The sequence below is a fragment of the Micromonospora globbae genome, assembly GCF_036184225.1.
GTDB lineage: Bacteria > Actinomycetota > Actinomycetes > Mycobacteriales > Micromonosporaceae > Micromonospora > Micromonospora globbae.
Map to the genome: position 1 here is coordinate 606,115 of NZ_CP108084.1, position 17,956 is coordinate 624,070.

Below are 17,956 nucleotides of genomic sequence, written 5' to 3' on the forward strand. Positions count from 1 at the left end.
GCCCGCCGATCGGCAACGACCGTTTCGCAATAACTCTTGCGCAACTGGTGTTGTCCATGTCAGGCTCGGCGCATGGAGAACCGCGACGTACGCCAGGTCACCGACTCGCGGGTACTGGCCGCCCTGTCCCACCCCCTGCGCCGCCGCCTGATGGACGTGCTCAAGGTGCACGGCCCCACCACGGTGGGCCTGCTGGCCGAACGCACCGGGCAGGCACCGGCCAACGTCAGCCACCACCTCAAGGTGCTCGCCGCCGCCGATCTGGTCGTGGAGGCCCCCGAGCTGGCCCGCGACCGCCGTGAGCGCTGGTGGCGGCTCGTCAGCCGGGGAGTCCGCTGGTCGAGCGCGGACTTCGACGACGACCCGGCCGCCCGCGCGGTGGCCGACGCGGCCATCTCACTCAACCTCGACCGGCAGGTCACGCTGGCCCGCGTCTGGCACGCGGCCGACGAGGCGACCCATGCGGCCTGGGGCGACGGGCCCTTCTCCACCGACCGCTGGCTGCGCCTCACCCCCGAGGAGCTGGCCGAGCTGGGACGCGAGCTGAACGACCTCCTGACCCGTTGGGGGGACCGCGAGATCCCGGACGACGGGCGGGAGCGGCATCCCGTCTTCGTGTTCGCCCACGGCGTCCCGGCCCAGCCGTGACCGCCCTCTCCGCGACCCGTCCGGGGTCCGTGCCGGCCGGTGGCCTGTTCCGGCACCGGGACTTCCGGCTGCTCTGGGCCGGCCAGGCGGTCAGCAGCGTGGGCAGCAACGTCACGGCGGTGGCGCTGCCCCTCGTCGCGGTGGCCGTGCTCGACGCGAGCGCCGCGCAGGTCGCGATGCTCACGGCGGCGGCCTGGCTGCCGTGGCTGCTCGTCGGTCTGCCGGCCGGCGCCTGGGTCGACCGGATGCGGCGCCGCCCCCTCATGATCGCCTGTGACCTCGTCTCGGCGCTGGTCTTCCTCAGCGTGCCGGTCGCGGCCCTGGCCGGGGCGCTCACCATCGCGCAGCTGTTCGTCGTGGCGTTCGCCGCCGGGCTGGCCCGGGTCTTCTTCGAGACCGCCGACCAGGTCTACCTGCCCGTCCTGCTGTCCCCGGCGCAGGTGCCCGAGGGCAACGCGAAGCTGCAGGCGACCCAGACGGCGAGCTACGTCGTCGGGCCCGGCCTCGCCGGGCTGATCGCGCAGGCCGTCGGGGCGGTGGCCGCCCTGGTCCTGGACGCGCTGACGTTCCTCGCCTCCGCCGCCTGCCTGGCCCGGATCCGCACGGCGGAACCCCGGCCGGCGCGCGCCGCCGGCGGGCGGTCGCTGCGCCGGGAGATCGCCGAGGGCGTACGGTTCGTCGCCCGCGACCCGTACCTGCGGGTCATGACCGTCTTCGGGGCCGCGAGCAACGTCGGCCTGGTCGGCTACCAGGCCGTGCTCGTGGTGTTCCTGGTCCGGGAGGTCGGGCTCGCCCCGGGCGCGGTCGGCCTGCTCGTCGCGGCGATGAGCGCCGGGGGAGTCGTGGGCGCGTTGCTGGCCACCGTGGTCGGTCGCCGCGTCGGCACCGCCCGCGCCATGCTGCTCGGCGCGGCGCTCAGCGGGCCGCCCGCCCTGCTGATCCCGCTGGCCGGCCCGGGTGCGGCCCTGCTCCTCCCGGCCGCCGGCGGGCTGCTGCTCAGCCTCGGCGTGGCCGTCAACAACGTGTTGAAGGGCACCTTCCGGCAGACGTACCCGCCGCACCACCTGCTCGGCCGCGTCACGGTGAGCATGCAGCTGCTCAACTACGGCACCATCCCGCTCGCCGCGCTGCTGGCGGGCACGCTGGCGGCCACGTTCGGCGTGCGCGTCGCCATGCTGGCGATGACCGGCTGGCTGGCGGTCACGCCGCTCATCCTGCTCGGCGGGCCGCTGCGCCGCCGCCGGGACCTGCCCGCGACGTACCCCGCGGATCCCGTGCCGGCGCCGTGAGACACCGCGGCGGCGGCCGGAGCCCCGACCGCCGCCGCGGGTGGGGAACTACATGGGGCGGACGTTGTCCGCCTGTGGTCCCTTCTGGCCCTGGGTCACCTCGAACTCGACCTTCTGCCCCTCGCTCAGCTCCCGGTAGCCGCTGGCTTGGATGGCCGAGTAGTGGACGAATACGTCCGGGCCGCCGCCGTCCTGCTCGATGAAGCCGAAGCCCTTTTCCGAGTTGAACCACTTAACCGTGCCGGTTGCCATGCGTCTCTCCCTGTTCACAGCGGGTGATCTCCGGCGTCTGGCCGATGATCGCCCTGTACCTCCCCGACACTAACCGGCCAAACCGTCATCCGCCGGGCGAAGTGCCGCAGGTGACCGGGTGAACTCGTCCGGCGACCCGCCGAAACCGGCCCCGCCGCACCGGACCTGCGGCATGCTTGCGCCGGTGAGGGATCCCGCGACGGCCGCGCTGGTGGAGCTGGAACGCGAGATCGGCGCGCCGGGAGGCGGACCGGACCGCCTGCGGTTGGCGCCCACCCCGTTCGTCCCCGAGGTGCGGCTGCACGTCGCGGAGGACCCCATCCTGTGGTGGGCGCGGATGGAGGCGCACGCCGGGCGCCGGCTCCCCCCGCCGTACTGGGCGTCGGCGTGGGCCGGCGGGCAGGCGCTCGCCCGCCACCTCCTCGACCACCCCGACCTGGCCGCCGGACGGCGGGTGCTCGACCTGGCCGCGGGATCGGGGCTCGTGGCGATCGCCGCCGCCCTCGCGGGAGCGGCGCAGGTGACGGCGAACGACATCGACCCGTACGCCGTCGCCGCCGTGACCGTCAACGCCCGGGTCAACCGGGTGCGGGTCGCCGTCACGGCTGACGACCTGCTCGACTCCGCTCCGGCCGGCACCGACCTGCTCGTCGCCGGGGACGTGCTCTACGACCGGGCGCTGGCCGACCGGATGCTGCCCTTCCTCGCCCGCGCCGCGGCCGGTGGCGCCGACGTGCTGGTGGGCGACCCGGACCGCGGCCACCTGCCGGCCGGCCGGCTGGCCGTGGTCGCCAGCTACCCGGTGCCCACCACCGAGCCCACCGTCGGGTCCCCCGTCCGCCGGGTGCAGGTGCTGCGACCCAGGTGAGATCAGGGTCCACCCCGAGGTGGAGTCAGGGGGTCGTGGGGGATCAAACCGGAGGTGCGGGTGGCGCGCCGCCGATAGCGTACAGATCATGGCGGACTGGTTGGCCCAGGTCGGGGAGATGCCCACCACCCTGTTGGTGGGGGTGCTCGGAGTGGTCATGCTCTTCGACGCCGTACCCCTGCTCGGGGTGCTGGTGCCGGGCGACGTGGCGATCCTCGCCGCCGTGGGGGTGGGCCGGCCCGCGACGGGGCTGGCCACCTTCGCCGCCGTGGTCGGCGGCTGCGTCGCCGGCTGGTCGCTGAGCTTCCTGGCCGGCCGCCACTACGGCGAGCGGCTGCGCCGCAGCCGCCTCGGCGGCTGGATCGGCGAGTCCCGCTGGGCGGCGGCCGAGGCCGTGCTGCACCGCGGTGGCGGCCGGATGATCCTGGTGGCGCCGTTCCTGCCCGTGTTCAACGCCCTGCTGCCGCTGGCCGCCGGCGGGCTGCGGATGTCGTACCGGCGGTTCGTCGGCTGCGCGGCCCTCGGCGCCGCCGGCTGGGCCGGGCTCTACCTGGTGCTCGGCACCGCGTCCCGGTCGGTGGCCGGGCTGCTGCCCGGCGAGTCCAGCCCGATGCTGGCCACCATGGCGGTCGGGCTGGTGCTCGCCGGGATCGTGCTGCTGGGCACCCGCCGCCGGCTGCGCGCGATGACCGACGGCGACACCGCCGCCTGAGCCCGGGGCGCCACCGGCGGTCGCGGCGGCCGGCCCGGACGGCCACGCGCCGAGGGCGGCCGGGCGGCGGTCACCAGCCGCGGGCCCGCCACTGCGGCAGCGCCGGCCGCTCCGCCCCGAGCGTGCTGTCCTTGCCGTGGCCCGGGTAGAACCAGGTCTCGTCCGGCAGCCGGTCGAACAGCTTGCGCTCGACGTCGCCGAGGAGCATGGCGAACCGCTCCGGGTCCTTGTCCGTGTTGCCCACCCCACCGGGGAAGAGGCTGTCGCCGGTGAACAGGTGCGGTGTGCCGGCCGGGTCCCGGTAGAGCAGGGCGATCGAGCCGGGGGTGTGCCCGCGCAGGTGGATGACCTCGAGCGCGCAGTCGCCGACGGGGACGCTGTCGCCGTCGGTGAGGGTCTCCGCCTCGATCGGCAGGCCGGCGGCGTCGTCGGCGTGCACGAGCGCCCGCGCGCCGGTCTTGGCCACCACCTCCTCCAGCGCCACCCAGTGGTCCATGTGCTGGTGGGTCGTGACCACGGCGGCGAGGCCCCGATCGCCGATCAGCTCCAGCAGGCGGGGCGCCTCGTTGGCCGCGTCGACCAGCACCTGCTCGCCGGTCGCCCGGCAGGTCAGCAGGTAGGCGTTGTTGTCCATGGGGCCCACCGAGAGCTTGCTGACGGTGAGCCGGTCGAGCTCGCGCACCGCCGGCGGGCCGCCGGGGGTCACGTCTCCGCTGTAGGTCATCGGGTGTCTACATCCATTCCGGTGGGTTCGGCAGGGGGCCGTCGGGGGTCACGGTGAGCGGTTCGGCGCCGCCGCGGCCGATGAGCCAGGCGGCGAGGTGCGGTGCGGGACCGGCGACGACGGGGGCCTGCGCGCGCTCACCGATCACCAGTTCGTGTCGGGAGCCGTCGAAACGCAGCACCATCGCCGGCACGCCGGGCCGGCCGACCAGGTCGGTGGCGACCTCGTGCAGCAGCCGGTGGGCGAAGGCATCCGGCCAGTCCGCCGCGCGGCGTCCGGCGGCCAGGTCCACGTGGTGCACCTCCAGCTCCCGCAGCCGGCACCAGACCAGCTCGGCGGCGACCTTCGGCCCACCGGGCGTCTCCACCGTCGCGGTCCACGCCGCCGCGGGCATGGCGGCCACCGCCTCGGCGAACCGGTCGGCCGAGCGGCGCAGGTCGTCGAGGTGCGCGTCCGGCGCCCGGGCGGCGCCCGCCTCGATGTCGGCGGCCCGGACGGCCGGCGACGCGTACATGGGCCGGGGCTCGCCGGTGCGGGCGGCGGTGAGCAGGTTGACGAAGCCGTCGGCGTTGCGGGCCAGGTGGGCCAGCACGTGGCCGCGGGTCCAGCCCGGCAGCAGCGACGCGGCGGCGAGGTCGGCCTCGTCGAAGGCGGCCGCGGTGCGCAGCAGACGCGACGTCGCGTCCTCCACCTCGCCGGTCAGCAGCAGCGGGTCCGTGGTCACGTACCGACCCTAGCGGTACGGCCGCGCGGCGTCGCCGGGGAAATGGGTTTCGGCGCGGCTGCGCGACCCCTACCGTCGGCGGCAACGCGGCACCGGACGTCGGGAGGAGGTGGGGCTCATGCCGGTCGAGGCACGCGTGTTCCGCCATCACCTCCGACACCGATGAGGATGCCATGAGAATCGATCTGACCGCCCTCGGCTGGGACGCCGGGTGGGCGGCCCACGTACGTCGACGCACCGACCACCGCCCGGGCCGGGTGACCCGGGTCGACCGGGGCGTCTGCACGGTGCTCTGCGCCGAGGGCCCGGTCCGTGCCAGCACGGGCGGGGCGGTGCTGGCGGCCGCCGCCCGTGACCTCACCAACCTGCCGTGCGCAGGTGACTGGGTGCTCGTCGGCGCCTGGCCGGACGGGCGGCGCACCGTCGAGGCCGTGCTGCCCCGGCGTACCGCCCTGGTGCGCCGCACGGCGGGCAAGGACGCCAGCGGGCAGGTGCTCGCCGCCAACCTCGACGCCGCCGCGGTGGTCGAGCCGGTCCACCCGGAGCCGGACACCGGCCGCATCGAGCGCCTGCTGTCGCTCGTCCACGAGTCGGGCGCCCAGCCGCTGGTCCTGCTCACCAAGGCCGACCTGGCCGCCGATCCGGGCGCGGTCGCCCGCCAGCTCGCGGCGGTCGCGCCGGGGGTGCCGGTGCTGCCGGTGAGCGCCGAACGCGGCGTCGGCCTGGCGCCGCTGCGCGCCCACGTCGCGCACGGGCGCACGCTGGGCCTGCTCGGGCCCTCCGGGGCCGGCAAGTCGAGCCTGGTGAACGCGCTGGCCGGCGCCGTGGTGATGCCCACGCAGGCGATCCGGCGGGTGGACGGCAAGGGCCGGCACACGACCACGTGGCGGTCGCTGGTGCCGGTGCCGGGCGGTGGCGCCGTGCTCGACACCCCCGGGGTACGGGCGGTGGGGCTGCTCGACGGCTCGGCGGGGCTGGACCGGGCCTTCGCCGACATCGCCGAGCTGGCCACCGGCTGCCGGTACGCCGACTGCGCCCACGACGGCGAGCCGGCCTGCGCGGTGCGCGAGGCGCTGGAGAACGGCGAGCTGACCGCCCGGCGCTGGGAGAGCTGGCGCCGCCTGCAGCGGGAGGTGGCCTTCGAGAGCCGCCGGCGGGAGGCGCGGCTGGCCGCCGAGCGGCGGGGCGGATGGCGCGGCGCCCGGCGGCGCGCGAACCGTCCCGCGCGCCCGCCCTCGCCGGGTGGGCTCTGACCCGGCCGACCGGGCTGAGCTGGGGGAATGCGCGGGCGCAGAGAATTGTCGTACCTCGGGGCTAGAGTTGCCGAGGCGTCATTCCTGCGCCCGCACAACCGCTCGACATCGCCTCCGAGCGGACAGATCCGCCTCATCTTCTTCACCCGGGAGTACACGGACCGTGGCCGACCGACTGATCATCCGTGGCGCGCGCGAGCACAACCTGCGTGACGTCAGTCTCGACCTGCCCCGGGACGCCCTGATCGTGTTCACCGGGCTGTCCGGGTCGGGCAAGTCGAGCCTGGCCTTCGACACGATCTTCGCGGAGGGGCAGCGCCGCTACGTCGAGTCGCTCTCGTCGTACGCGCGGCAGTTCCTCGGGCAGATGGACAAGCCCGACGTCGACTTCATCGAGGGGCTGAGCCCGGCCGTCTCGATCGACCAGAAGTCCACCTCGCGCAACCCGCGGTCCACGGTCGGCACCATCACCGAGGTCTACGACTACCTGCGGCTGCTCTTCGCCCGGGTCGGCGAGCCGCACTGCCCGGTCTGCGGCGAGCGGATCTCCCGGCAGAGCCCCCAGCAGATCGTCGACCGGGTGCTGGCCATGCCCGAGGGCACCCGCTTCATGGTGCTGGCCCCCGTGGTGCGGGGGCGCAAGGGCGAGTACGTCGACCTGTTCGCCGAGCTGCAGGCCAAGGGCTACGCCCGGGCCCGGGTCGACGGCGTGGTGCACCCGCTGACCGAGCCGCCGAAGCTCAAGAAGCAGGAGAAGCACACCATCGAGGTGGTGATCGACCGCCTCTCCGTCAAGGCGAGCGCCAAGCAGCGGCTGACCGACTCGGTGGAGGCGGCGCTCGGCCTCTCCGGCGGCATCGTGCTGCTCGACTTCGTGGACCTGCCCGAGGACGACCCCGACCGGGAGCGGCGCTTCTCCGAGCACCTGGCCTGCCCCAACGACCACCCGCTCGCCATCGAGGACCTGGAGCCCCGGGTCTTCTCGTTCAACGCGCCCTACGGCGCCTGCCCCGAGTGCACCGGTCTGGGCACCAAGAAGGAGGTCGACCCGGAGCTGGTCGTCCCCGACCCGGAGCGCACCCTCCGCGAGGGCGCCATCCAGCCCTGGGCGACGGGGCACACCCTGGAGTACTTCCTCCGGCTGCTGGAGGCGCTCGGCGAGGCCGAGCACTTCGACCTGGACACGCCGTGGCGGGCGCTGCCGTCCCGGGCGCAGAAGACGATCCTGCACGGCTCCGACGACCAGGTGCACGTCCGCTACCGCAACAAGTACGGCCGTGAGCGCTCCTACTACACCGGCTTCGAGGGCGTGGTGCAGTGGATCGAGCGCCGGCACTCCGACACCGAGTCGGAGTGGTCGCGGGAGAAGTACGAGGGTTACATGCGGGACGTGCCGTGTGCGGCCTGCGGTGGCGCCCGGCTCAAGCCGGAGGTGCTCGCCGTCACGATCGCCGGCAAGAGCATCGCCGAGGTCTGCAACCTGTCGGTGGGGGAGTGCGCCGAGCTGCTCGCCGGCATCGAGCTCACCGACCGGCAGAAGATGATCGCCGAGCGCGTCCTCAAGGAGATCAACGCCCGGCTGCGGTTCCTGCTCGACGTCGGCCTCGACTACCTCTCCCTCGACCGGCCGGCCGGCACCCTCTCCGGCGGCGAGGCGCAGCGCATCCGCCTGGCCACCCAGATCGGCTCGGGCCTGGTCGGCGTCCTCTACGTGCTGGACGAGCCGTCGATCGGGCTGCACCAGCGCGACAACCACCGGCTGATCGAGACGCTGGTCCGCCTGCGGGGCCTGGGCAACACCCTCATCGTGGTCGAGCACGACGAGGACACGATCCGCACGGCCGACTGGATCGTCGACATCGGCCCGGGCGCCGGGGAGCACGGCGGCCGGATCGTGCACAGCGGTTCGGTCCCCGCCCTGCTGGAGAACCCGGACTCGGTGACCGGCGCGTACCTGTCCGGCCGCCGGTCGATCCCCACCCCGGCGCACCGCCGGCCGCAGACGCCGGGCCGGGAGCTGGTGGTGCACGGCGCCCGCGAGCACAACCTGCGCAACCTCACCGTGAGCTTCCCGCTCGGCCAGCTCATCGCGGTCACCGGCGTCAGCGGCTCGGGCAAGTCGACCCTGGTCAACGACATCCTCTACGCCGTGCTCGCCAACCAGATCAACGGCGCCCGGCTGGTGCCGGGCCGCCACACCCGGGTGAGTGGCCTGGAGCACGTCGACAAGGTGGTCGGCGTCGACCAGTCGCCGATCGGGCGTACGCCCCGGTCGAACCCGGCCACCTACACGGGCGTCTGGGACCACATCCGCAAGCTCTTCGCCGAGACCACCGAGGCGAAGGTCCGCGGCTACGGGCCCGGGCGGTTCTCCTTCAACGTCAAGGGTGGGCGCTGCGAGGCCTGCTCGGGTGACGGCACCATCAAGATCGAGATGAACTTCCTGCCCGACGTGTACGTCCCGTGCGAGGTCTGCAAGGGGGCCCGCTACAACCGGGAGACGCTGGAGGTCCACTACAAGGGCAAGACCGTCGCCGAGGTGCTGGACATGCCGATCGAGGAGGCGGCCGAGTTCTTCTCCGCCATCCCGGCCATCCACCGGCACCTGAAGACGCTGGTCGACGTCGGCCTCGGGTACGTCCGCCTCGGCCAGCCCGCGCCGACCCTCTCCGGCGGCGAGGCGCAGCGGGTCAAGCTCGCCTCCGAGCTGCAGAAGCGCTCCACCGGCCGGACGGTCTACGTGCTCGACGAGCCGACCACGGGCCTGCACTTCGAGGACATCCGCAAACTGCTGATGGTCCTCGAGGGCCTGGTCGACAAGGGCAACACGGTGATCACCATCGAGCACAACCTCGACGTCATCAAGACCGCCGACTGGATCATCGACATGGGTCCCGAGGGCGGTCACCGCGGCGGCACGGTGCTCGCCACCGGCACCCCCGAGGAGGTCGCCGAGGTGCCCGAGAGCCACACCGGGCGGTTCCTGCGCCAGGTGCTCCGGCTCGACGGCGAGGCCAAGGGCGCCGCCGCGGCCACGTCGCGGGCGGCCAAGGCCAACGGCGCGAAGTCCCGCGCCGGGCGGAAGGTCCCCGCCGGGGCGCGCTGACCGATCACCGGCGGGGGCATGGTGACCGATCACCGCGGGCGCTGACCGATCACCGACGGGGCAGGCCGCTGCTCGCCGGCGGCCGGCCCGGCGGGGGCTCGGCGTGCCCACGGGGCGGTCACGCGTGGGGTTCCGGCGCGTACCGGGTGAACCGTCCGGCACAGTGGGGCGTGTGCAGAAGTGTGGCCACGGGGGCCAGGACGGGCCGCGCAGCCGAGAGAGAAGGGCGAGGCATGAGTGACGATCAGGAGCCGACCGGTCCGACCACGCAGACGCGGCGGGTGCTGCTCGCCGGCGCCGGCGCCGTCGGGGCGGCCGTCGTCCTGGCCGCCTGTGGCGGGGACGACACGGGCGGCGGCGCCACCGGCCCCACCAGCGGCGGGCCTGCGGTTCCCAGCACCGGGGACGCCGGCGGTGGCGACCGGCAGGGCGCCCAGTCCCTGGCGACCACCACCGACATCCCGCTGGGCGGGGGCAAGGTCCTCGCCGCGGAGGGCGTCGTGATCACCCAGCCCAGTCCTGGCGAGTTCAAGGGCTTCGACCCCATCTGCACCCACCAGGGCTGCCCGGTGTCGAACGTCGACGGCGGCACGATCAACTGCACGTGCCACTTCAGCAAGTTCTCGATCGAGGACGGCTCGGTGAAGGCCGGCCCGGCGACGAAGCCGCTCCCCGCCAAGCCCGTCAAGGTCGTCGGCGACCAGATCTCGTTCGCCTGACCGGTCGATCATGCGGCCCGGACGGCGCGGGCCCGGGTTCGCCCGGGCCGCGCCGGGCCGGGGAAGCGTCGGTGCCCCGGACTAGGCTTGCATCCGTGGCTGACCCCTCGACCTACCGTCCCGCACCCGGCACCATCCCGGAGTCGCCGGGGGTCTACCGCTTCCGCGACGGCACCGGCCGGGTCATCTACGTCGGCAAGGCGAAGAACCTGCGCAGCCGCCTCAACTCCTACTTCGGCGACCTCTGGAACCTCCACGAGCGCACCCGCCAGATGGTGACCACCGCCGAGTCGGTCGACTGGATCACCGTGGGCACCGAGGTCGAGGCGCTCCAGCAGGAGTTCACCTGGATCAAGCAGTACGACCCGAAGTTCAACGTCCGCTACCGCGACGACAAGTCCTACCCCTACCTGGCCGTCACCCTCGACGAGGAGTACCCCCGGCTGCAGGTGATGCGCGGCGCGAAGCGCAAGGGGGTGCGCTACTTCGGGCCGTACTCGCATGCCTGGGCGATCCGCGAGACGCTCGACCTGCTGCTGCGCGTCTTCCCGGCCCGCACCTGCTCCGCCGGGGTGTTCAAGCGGGCCGGCCAGGTCGGGCGACCCTGCCTGCTCGGCTACATCGGCAAGTGCTCGGCGCCCTGCGTCGGCAACGTCTCGGCCGAGCGGCACCGGGAGATCGTCGACGGCTTCTGTGACTTCATGGCCGGGCGCACCGACACGATGGTCCGCAAGCTCGAACGCGAGATGGCCGAGGCCAGCGAGCAGTTGGAGTTCGAGCGGGCCGCGCGGCTGCGCGACGACATCGCCGCCCTGCGCCGGGCCATGGAGAAGCAGACAGTGGTGCTCGGCGACGGCACCGACGCCGACGTGGTCGCGTTCGCCGACGACCCGCTCGAGGCGGCCGTGCAGGTCTTCCACGTCCGCGACGGGCGGGTCCGCGGCCAGCGCGGCTGGGTGGTGGAGAAGACGGAGGACCTGACCACCGGCGACCTCGTGCACCACTTCTGCACCCAGGTCTACGGCGGCGAGCACGGCGAGGCCGACGTGCCCCGCGAACTGCTCGTCCCCGAACTGCCGGCCGACGCCGACGCCCTGGCCGACTGGCTGTCCGGCCATCGGGGCAGCCGGGTCACCCTGCGGGTGCCGCAGCGCGGCGACAAGCGTGCCCTCATGGAGACCGTGGCGCGCAACGCCAAGGACGCGCTGGCGCGCCACAAGCTGCGCCGCGCCGGCGACCTCACGACCCGCGGCAAGGCGCTCGACGAGATCGGTGAGGCGCTGGGCATGCGGACGTCGCCGCTGCGCATCGAGTGCTTCGACGTCTCGCAGATCCAGGGCACCGACGTGGTGGCCAGCATGGTCGTCTTCGAGGACGGGCTGCCCCGCAAGAGCGAGTACCGGCGGTTCATCATCCGGGGCGCCACCGACGACCTCTCGGCGATGTCCGAGGTGCTGCGCCGCCGCTTCGCCCGCTATCTCGACGCCCGGGCCGAGACCGGCGAGGCCGGTGTGGAGTCGGCCGACGACCCGGAGGCCCCGGCCGGCCAGGCGGACGCCGACGAGCCCAGGGTCGGCGCGCTGGTCGACCCGACCACCGGGCGGCCCCGGAAGTTCGCGTACCCGCCGCAGTTGGTGGTCGTCGACGGCGGGCCGCCGCAGGTGGCGGCCGCCGCCCAGGCGCTCGCCGAGATGGGGATCGACGACGTCGCGCTCTGCGGGCTCGCCAAGCGGCTGGAGGAGGTCTGGCTGCCCGACGACGAGTTCCCGGTGATCCTGCCGCGCACCTCCGAGGGGCTCTACCTGCTGCAACGCGTCCGCGACGAGGCGCACCGCTTCGCCATCACCTTCCACCGGCAGCGCCGGTCGAAGCGGATGACGCAGTCGGCGCTCGACACGGTGCCGGGCCTCGGGGAGGTGCGGCGCAAGGCGCTGCTGCGGCACTTCGGGTCGCTGAAGCGGCTCTCGGCGGCCACCGTCGACGAGATCACCGAGGTGCCGGGGGTGGGGCGGCGCACGGCCGAGGCCGTGCTGGCCGCCCTCAACGGCGGCGCGGGGGCCACCGCACGCGGCGGCGCGGAGGCCACCGCGAACGGCGGCATCGAGCGGGCCCCGAGCGGCGACGCGGACGCCAGCGCGACCGGCGGCGCGGACGCCAGCGCGACCGGCGGTATCGAGCCGGTCCCGAGCGGCGACGCGGAAGCCGCCGCGCGCGGCGACTGACCGTCGGCGCGCGACGACGCCCGCCGGGTCAGTCGGTGGCGGCGGCCTCGGCGAGCACGGCGAGGATCTGCTCGCCGTACTTCGCGAGCTTGTTCTCCCCGACGCCGCTCACGCGGGACAGTTCGGCGAGGGACGCGGGCGCGTCCGTGGCGATCTGCCGCAGCGTCGCGTCGTGGAAGATCACGTACGCCGGGACGCCCTGCTCCTTCGCGGCGGCCGCGCGCCAGGCGCGGAGCCGTTCGAAGACCGGCGCGGCGGCCGGGGGCAGCTCGGCGGACGCCGCGGCGGCGGCCGCGCGGGACCGGCCGGCCCGACTCGACGCCGGACGCTCCGGCTCACGGCGCATCATGACCGACCGCCGGCGGCCCAGCACCTCGGCGCTCGTGTCGGTGAGCACCAGCGTGCCGTAGTCGCCCTCGACCGCCAGCAGACCCTCGGCGAGCAGCTGCCGGACGACGCCGCGCCACTCGGCCTCCCGCAGCTCGCCGCCGATGCCGAAGACCGTCAGCGAGTCGTGCCCGAACTGGGTCACCTTCTCGGTGCGCCGCCCGAGCAGGATGTCGATGCAGTGCCCGGCCCCGAAGCGCTGGTTGCGCTCCCGGTCCAGCCGGAACACGGTGGACAGCAGCTTCTGTGCGGCGATCGTGCCGTCCCACGACTCCGGCGGACCCAGGCAGGTGTCGCAGTTGCCGCAGGCGCCGGTCGCCGGCTCGCCGAAGTACTCCAGCAACTGGGCGCGGCGGCAGCGGACCGTCTCGCAGAGCGCGAGCATCGCGTCCAGGTGCCGGGCGAGCCCGCGCCGGTGCGCCGCGTCGCCCTCCGACGTCTCGATGAGCTTGCGCTGCTGGACGACGTCCTGGAGGCCGTACGCGAGCCAGGCGGTCGCCGGCAGCCCGTCGCGCCCGGCGCGGCCGGTCTCCTGGTAGTAGCCCTCGACCGACTTGGGCAGGTCGAGGTGGGCGACGAAGCGGACGTCCGGCTTGTCGATGCCCATCCCGAACGCGATGGTGGCCACCATGACCAGCCCGTCCTCGCGCAGGAACCGCTGCTGGTGGGCCGCGCGGGTGGAAGCGTCCAGCCCGGCGTGGTACGGCAGGGCGGCGACGCCGTTGGCGGTGAGGAACTCGGCAGTCTTCTCCACCGAGGCGCGGGAGAGGCAGTAGACGATGCCGGCGTCGCCCGGGTGCTCGTCGCGCAGCAGGGCCAGCAGCTGCTTGCGGGGCTCCCGTTTCGGCACGATCCGGTACTGGATGTTGGGGCGGTCGAAGCTCGCCACGAAGTGCCGGGCGCCGGTGAGGTCGAGCCGCGTGGCGATCTCGGCGCGGGTGGCGCTGGTCGCCGTGGCGGTCAGCGCGATGCGGGGCACGTCCGGCCACCGCTCGTGCAGCATCGACAGGGCCAGGTAGTCGGGCCGGAAGTCGTGCCCCCACTGGGACACGCAGTGCGCCTCGTCGATCGCGAAGAGGGCGATCTTCCCGCGGTCGAGCAGCTGGACGGTGGACCGGCTGCCCAGCGCCTCGGGTGCCAGGTAGAGCAGGTCCAGCTCGCCGGCGAGGAAGGCGGCCTCGACCCGGCGGCGGGCGTCGAGGTCCAGCGTCGAGTTGAGGAAGCCGGCGCGGACGCCGAGCGCGGTGAGCGCGTCGACCTGGTCCTGCATGAGCGCGATCAGCGGGGAGACCACGACGCCGACACCGGGGCGTACGAGCGCGGGGATCTGGTAGCAGAGCGACTTGCCGCCACCGGTGGGCATGAGCACGAGCGCGTCACCACCGGCGACCACGTGGTCGATCACGTCCTGTTGGAAGCCGCGGAAGGCGTCGTAGCCGAAGACCCGGCGCAGCACCTCCCGGGCGTCGGCGGTGCGCAGGTCGGTGGGGGAGACCATCCGCGAAGTCTACGAGTCGGGCCCGACGCCGCCCGGCCGCCCGCGCCGCCGCCAGAGCCCGCGCGCCCGGCAGCCCACCGTCCGGCGCCGCCCCGGGACCGCCGCGCCGACCACCCCGCGCCGACCACCCCGCGCCGATCACCCGCGCCGATCACCCCGCGCCGATCACCCCGTCCCTGAAGAAGCCAGCTCCCGCCGGCGCTGGGGCTGGTGGTGCTCCTGGGGCTTGCCGGCAGCCGGCGCCCGGGCCGGGATAGAGTCGCTGATTGACCGTTCGTGGCCGGGACGGCCACGAACGCCACGGCTTGGGGGTAGCGGGTGAGCGAGGCGCGTACGGCCGAGGGACGGCACGACACCTCGGCGGAGACCGCCGCCGGGCAGCCGGCGCCGGCGGAGTCGGAGACCACACTCGTGGTGGTCACCGGGCTCTCCGGTGGCGGCCGGAGCACGGTGGCGCGGGCCCTGGAGAACGTCGGCTTCTACGTGGTCGACAACCTCCCGCAGGCGCTCATGCTCGACATGGCCGAGCTGGCGTTCAAGGCCGGCGGGGCGGCCCGGCGGACCGCCATGGTGCTCGACGTCCGCTCGCGCGCCTTCTCCACGGACCTGGCGGGGGCGATCCGGGAGCTGCGGGAGCGCGGCTTCTCGCCCCGGGTGGTCTTCGTGGACGCCGACGACGAGGTGCTCATCCGCCGGTTCGAGAGCGTGCGCCGGTCGCACCCGTTGCAGGGCGACGGGCGGCTCGCCGACGGCATCGCGGTCGAGCGCGGCCTGCTGGAGGAGGCCCGCGACCAGGCCGACGTGATCATCGACACCAGCCACCTGAACGTGAACCAGCTGCGGCGGCGCATCGAGGAGCTGTTCGGCGGCGAGGACGCCCGCCGGCTGCGGGTCACCGTGCTGTCGTTCGGCTTCAAGTACGGCCTGCCGCCCGACGCCGACTTCGTGCTGGACGCCCGGTTCCTGCCCAACCCGTACTGGGTGCCCGAGCTGCGCGAGCACACCGGCCGGGAGGAGGCGGTGAGCGCGTACGTGCTCGGCCAGGAGGGCGCGGAGGCCTTCGTGGCCGCGTACGCCGACCTGGTGAACGCCACCACCACCGGGTTCGAGCGGGAGGGCAAGCGCTACCTGACGGTGGCCGTCGGCTGCACCGGCGGCAAGCACCGCAGCGTGGCCATCGCGGAGGAGCTGGCCGCCCGCCTGCGCCAGTCCGGGCTCGCCGCCAACGCCCAGCACCGCGACCTGGGACGGGAATGACGATGAGGGTGGTGGCCTTCGGGGGCGGTCACGGTCTGTCCGCCTCACTGCGGGCACTGCGCCGGTGCGCACCGAAGCTGGATCTGGACATCACGGCCGTGGTGACGGTGGGCGACGACGGCGGCTCCAGCGGCCGGCTGCGCGCCGAGCGGGGCGGGCTGCCCCCGGGCGACCTGCGGCAGGCCCTCGTGGCGCTCGCCGGCGACCACCCGGCCACCCGGCGCAGCGCGGGCCTCTTCCAGCACCGCTTCGCCGAGGTGCCGGGCAACGGCTCCGGTGACGGCCTGGCCGGGCACGCGGTCGGCAACCTGGTGCTGTGCGGGCTCATGGAGCTGCTCGGCGACCCGGTGGCCGCGCTCGAACACGCCGGCGCGATGCTCGGCGCCGTGGGCCGGGTGCTGCCCATGTCCTGCCAGCCGGTGGGCATCGAGGCGCAGGTCCGCGGGGCGGACCCGGACCGGCCCGACGAGGTCCGGACGATCACCGGGCAGCACCAGGTCGCCGTCACCACCGGCCGCGTCGAGTCGCTGCGGCTGACCCCCGCCGCGCCGGAGGCCTGCCCGGAGGCGGTCGAGGCGATCGGCGCCGCGGACTGGCTGATCTTCGGCCCGGGCAGCTGGTACACGAGCGTGCTGCCGCACCTGCTGGTGCCCCAGCTGGCCGACGCCATCGTGTCGAGCCCGGCCCGCCGGCTGGTCACCCTCAACCTCGCCGCCGAGAAGGAGACACTCCGCCTCTCCGTCGCCGACCACCTCGCCGCGCTGAGCTGGTACCTGCCGGAGCTGAAAGTCGATCACGTCCTGGCGGACGCCACGGCGGTGGGTGACCCCGAACCGGTCGAACGTGCGGCAGAATCGCTGGGTGCCCGGCTGGTCCTCGCCCCCGTCGCCGTCCCCGACGGCACTCCTCGCCACGACCCAGCCGCCCTGGGCGCCGCACTGGTGCCGGTCCTGGGCGCCGATCGTTAGACACGTACGTAATCTCCGGCGACACGCCGGAACCGGTCCGTGAGGGGACGCACAATGGCGATGACGGCTGCGGTCAAGGACGAGCTGAGTCGGGTCGACGTGCCCAAGCCCTGCTGCCGGCGGGCGGAGATGGCGGCGCTTCTGCGCTTCGCCGGTGGGTTGCACATCGTCTCCGGCCGGGTGGTGGTCGAGGCCGAGCTCGACACCGGGGCGGTGGCCCGCCGGCTCCGGCGGGAGATCGCGGAGGTGTACGGCTACCCCAGCGAGATCCACGTGCTCGCCTCCGGCGGGCTGCGCAAGGGCAGCCACTTCATCGTCCGGGTGGTGAAGGACGGCGAGGCGCTGGCCCGGCAGACCGGCCTGCTCGACGTGCGGGGCCGTCCCGTGCGCGGCCTGCCCCCGCACGTGGTGGCCGCGAACGTGTGCTGCGCGGTGTCCGCGTGGCGGGGCGCGTTCATGGCGCACGGCTCGCTGACCGAGCCGGGGCGCTCCAGCGCGCTGGAGATCACCTGCCCGGGCCCGGAGTCGGCGCTGGCGCTGGTGGGCGCCGCCCGCCGCATCGGCATCACCGCCAAGAACCGCGAGGTGCGCGGGGTGGACCGGGTGGTCGTCAAGGACGGCGACGCGATCGCCGCGCTGCTCACCCGGATCGGCGCCCACTCCAGCGTGCTCGCGTGGGAGGAGCGCCGGGTGCGCCGGGAGGTGCGGGCGACCGCGAACCGCCTGGCCAACTTCGACGACGCCAACCTGCGCCGCTCGGCGCGCGCCGCGGTGGCGGCCGCGGCCCGGGTGACGCGGGCGCTGGAGATCCTCGCCGACGACGCCCCGCAGCACCTCACGTCGGCCGGCCGGCTGCGGCTGGAGCACCGCCAGGCCTCGCTGGAGGAGCTGGGCGCCCTCGCCGACCCGCCGCTGACCAAGGACGCCATCGCCGGCCGGATCCGGCGGCTGCTGGCGCTCGCCGACAAGCGCGCCCGTGACCTGGGCATCCCGGATACGGAAGCGGCCGTCACGCCCGACATGCTCGTGGTCTGATAGGACGGTGGCGGTCAGCGGAGGCGAGCGGGCCGGCAGGCGCGCCCTGCCTCCGGCGGGGTGCGCGACGGGCGCGGAAACGCGAGCCGATCACCACCCCGCGCAGCGCCCAGCCACGCGCTCGGATAAGGTCGCAGCGTACGGCAAGGGGGCCGGCACCGGCACTCCACGCCGTGCGCACCGCCTCGGGCGGTCAGGTCCTCCCGGACCGCGGCGGGGTGGCCGAGATGAACTGTCAACGGCCGGCTCCAACGGTCGGCGCACATCACTCCGCCGGCGACACGGTCTGCGACC

Annotated in this window: 15 protein-coding genes; 11 read left to right on the plus strand and 4 right to left on the minus strand. The window is 74.4% G+C overall.

What is annotated here, in order from left to right:
* Positions 1–72 precede the first annotated feature (72 nt).
* On the plus strand, positions 73–648 hold the full coding sequence (locus OG994_RS02750) for an ArsR/SmtB family transcription factor (RefSeq protein ID WP_328852096.1): 576 nt from the start codon (positions 73–75) through the stop codon (positions 646–648).
* A complete protein-coding gene (locus OG994_RS02755) occupies positions 645–1,937 on the plus strand; it encodes an MFS transporter (protein ID WP_328852097.1) in 1,293 nt (430 codons plus the stop codon). The genes OG994_RS02750 and OG994_RS02755 overlap by 4 nt, the downstream gene beginning before the upstream one ends.
* Before the next feature lie 48 nt (positions 1,938–1,985).
* Here OG994_RS02755 and OG994_RS02760 read toward each other — a convergent pair whose 3' ends face one another.
* Entirely contained in the window at positions 1,986–2,189 is a 204-nt protein-coding gene (locus OG994_RS02760) for a cold-shock protein (RefSeq protein WP_120327347.1), read from the minus strand.
* A gap of 172 nt (positions 2,190–2,361) precedes the next feature.
* Here OG994_RS02760 and OG994_RS02765 point away from each other — a divergent pair, with 172 nt between their 5' ends.
* On the plus strand, positions 2,362–3,057 hold the full coding sequence (locus tag OG994_RS02765; RefSeq protein WP_120327431.1) for a class I SAM-dependent methyltransferase: 696 nt from the start codon (positions 2,362–2,364) through the stop codon (positions 3,055–3,057).
* An 88-nt stretch (positions 3,058–3,145) separates the two neighbouring features.
* Entirely contained in the window at positions 3,146–3,769 is a 624-nt protein-coding gene (locus OG994_RS02770; protein ID WP_120327348.1) for a DedA family protein, read from the plus strand.
* A 70-nt stretch (positions 3,770–3,839) separates the two neighbouring features.
* Here OG994_RS02770 and OG994_RS02775 read toward each other — a convergent pair whose 3' ends face one another.
* On the minus strand, positions 3,840–4,493 hold the full coding sequence (locus OG994_RS02775; RefSeq protein WP_120327349.1) for an MBL fold metallo-hydrolase: 654 nt from the start codon (positions 4,491–4,493) through the stop codon (positions 3,840–3,842).
* A gap of 7 nt (positions 4,494–4,500) precedes the next feature.
* Complete coding sequence (locus OG994_RS02780; RefSeq protein ID WP_120327350.1) at positions 4,501–5,217, minus strand: maleylpyruvate isomerase family mycothiol-dependent enzyme; 717 nt, start codon at positions 5,215–5,217, stop codon at positions 4,501–4,503.
* A 173-nt stretch (positions 5,218–5,390) separates the two neighbouring features.
* Here OG994_RS02780 and rsgA point away from each other — a divergent pair, with 173 nt between their 5' ends.
* From rsgA to uvrC, 4 genes are all read left to right on the plus strand, one after another.
* Positions 5,391–6,470 (plus strand): ribosome small subunit-dependent GTPase A, encoded by a 1,080-nt coding sequence (gene rsgA / locus OG994_RS02785; RefSeq protein WP_328852098.1) that lies wholly within the window; start codon positions 5,391–5,393, stop codon positions 6,468–6,470.
* Positions 6,471–6,633: 163 nt separating this feature from the next.
* Positions 6,634–9,576 (plus strand): excinuclease ABC subunit UvrA, encoded by a 2,943-nt coding sequence (gene uvrA, locus OG994_RS02790; protein ID WP_120327352.1) that lies wholly within the window; start codon positions 6,634–6,636, stop codon positions 9,574–9,576.
* A 233-nt stretch (positions 9,577–9,809) separates the two neighbouring features.
* Entirely contained in the window at positions 9,810–10,295 is a 486-nt protein-coding gene (locus OG994_RS02795; protein WP_120327353.1) for a Rieske (2Fe-2S) protein, read from the plus strand.
* Positions 10,296–10,390: 95 nt separating this feature from the next.
* Positions 10,391–12,517, plus strand: coding sequence for an excinuclease ABC subunit UvrC (gene uvrC / locus OG994_RS02800; protein WP_328852099.1), 2,127 nt, complete (start codon positions 10,391–10,393; stop codon positions 12,515–12,517).
* A 28-nt stretch (positions 12,518–12,545) separates the two neighbouring features.
* On the opposite strand, the gene recQ is transcribed toward uvrC, so the two are convergent.
* On the minus strand, positions 12,546–14,402 hold the full coding sequence (gene recQ, locus OG994_RS02805; RefSeq protein WP_328852100.1) for a DNA helicase RecQ: 1,857 nt from the start codon (positions 14,400–14,402) through the stop codon (positions 12,546–12,548).
* Positions 14,403–14,813: 411 nt separating this feature from the next.
* Between recQ and rapZ the strand changes: the two genes are divergently transcribed.
* Genes rapZ through whiA form a run of 3 tightly spaced genes read left to right on the plus strand, consistent with a single transcriptional unit; the run spans position 14,814 to position 17,662 of the window.
* On the plus strand, positions 14,814–15,659 hold the full coding sequence (rapZ, locus tag OG994_RS02810; protein WP_120327432.1) for an RNase adapter RapZ: 846 nt from the start codon (positions 14,814–14,816) through the stop codon (positions 15,657–15,659).
* The gene (locus OG994_RS02815) at positions 15,656–16,627 is read left to right on the plus strand and encodes a gluconeogenesis factor YvcK family protein (protein ID WP_120327356.1); all 972 of its coding nucleotides are present in this window, start codon (positions 15,656–15,658) and stop codon (positions 16,625–16,627) included. The genes rapZ and OG994_RS02815 overlap by 4 nt, the downstream gene beginning before the upstream one ends.
* A gap of 54 nt (positions 16,628–16,681) precedes the next feature.
* Complete coding sequence (gene whiA / locus OG994_RS02820) at positions 16,682–17,662, plus strand: DNA-binding protein WhiA (protein WP_120327357.1); 981 nt, start codon at positions 16,682–16,684, stop codon at positions 17,660–17,662.
* Positions 17,663–17,956 lie beyond the last annotated feature (294 nt).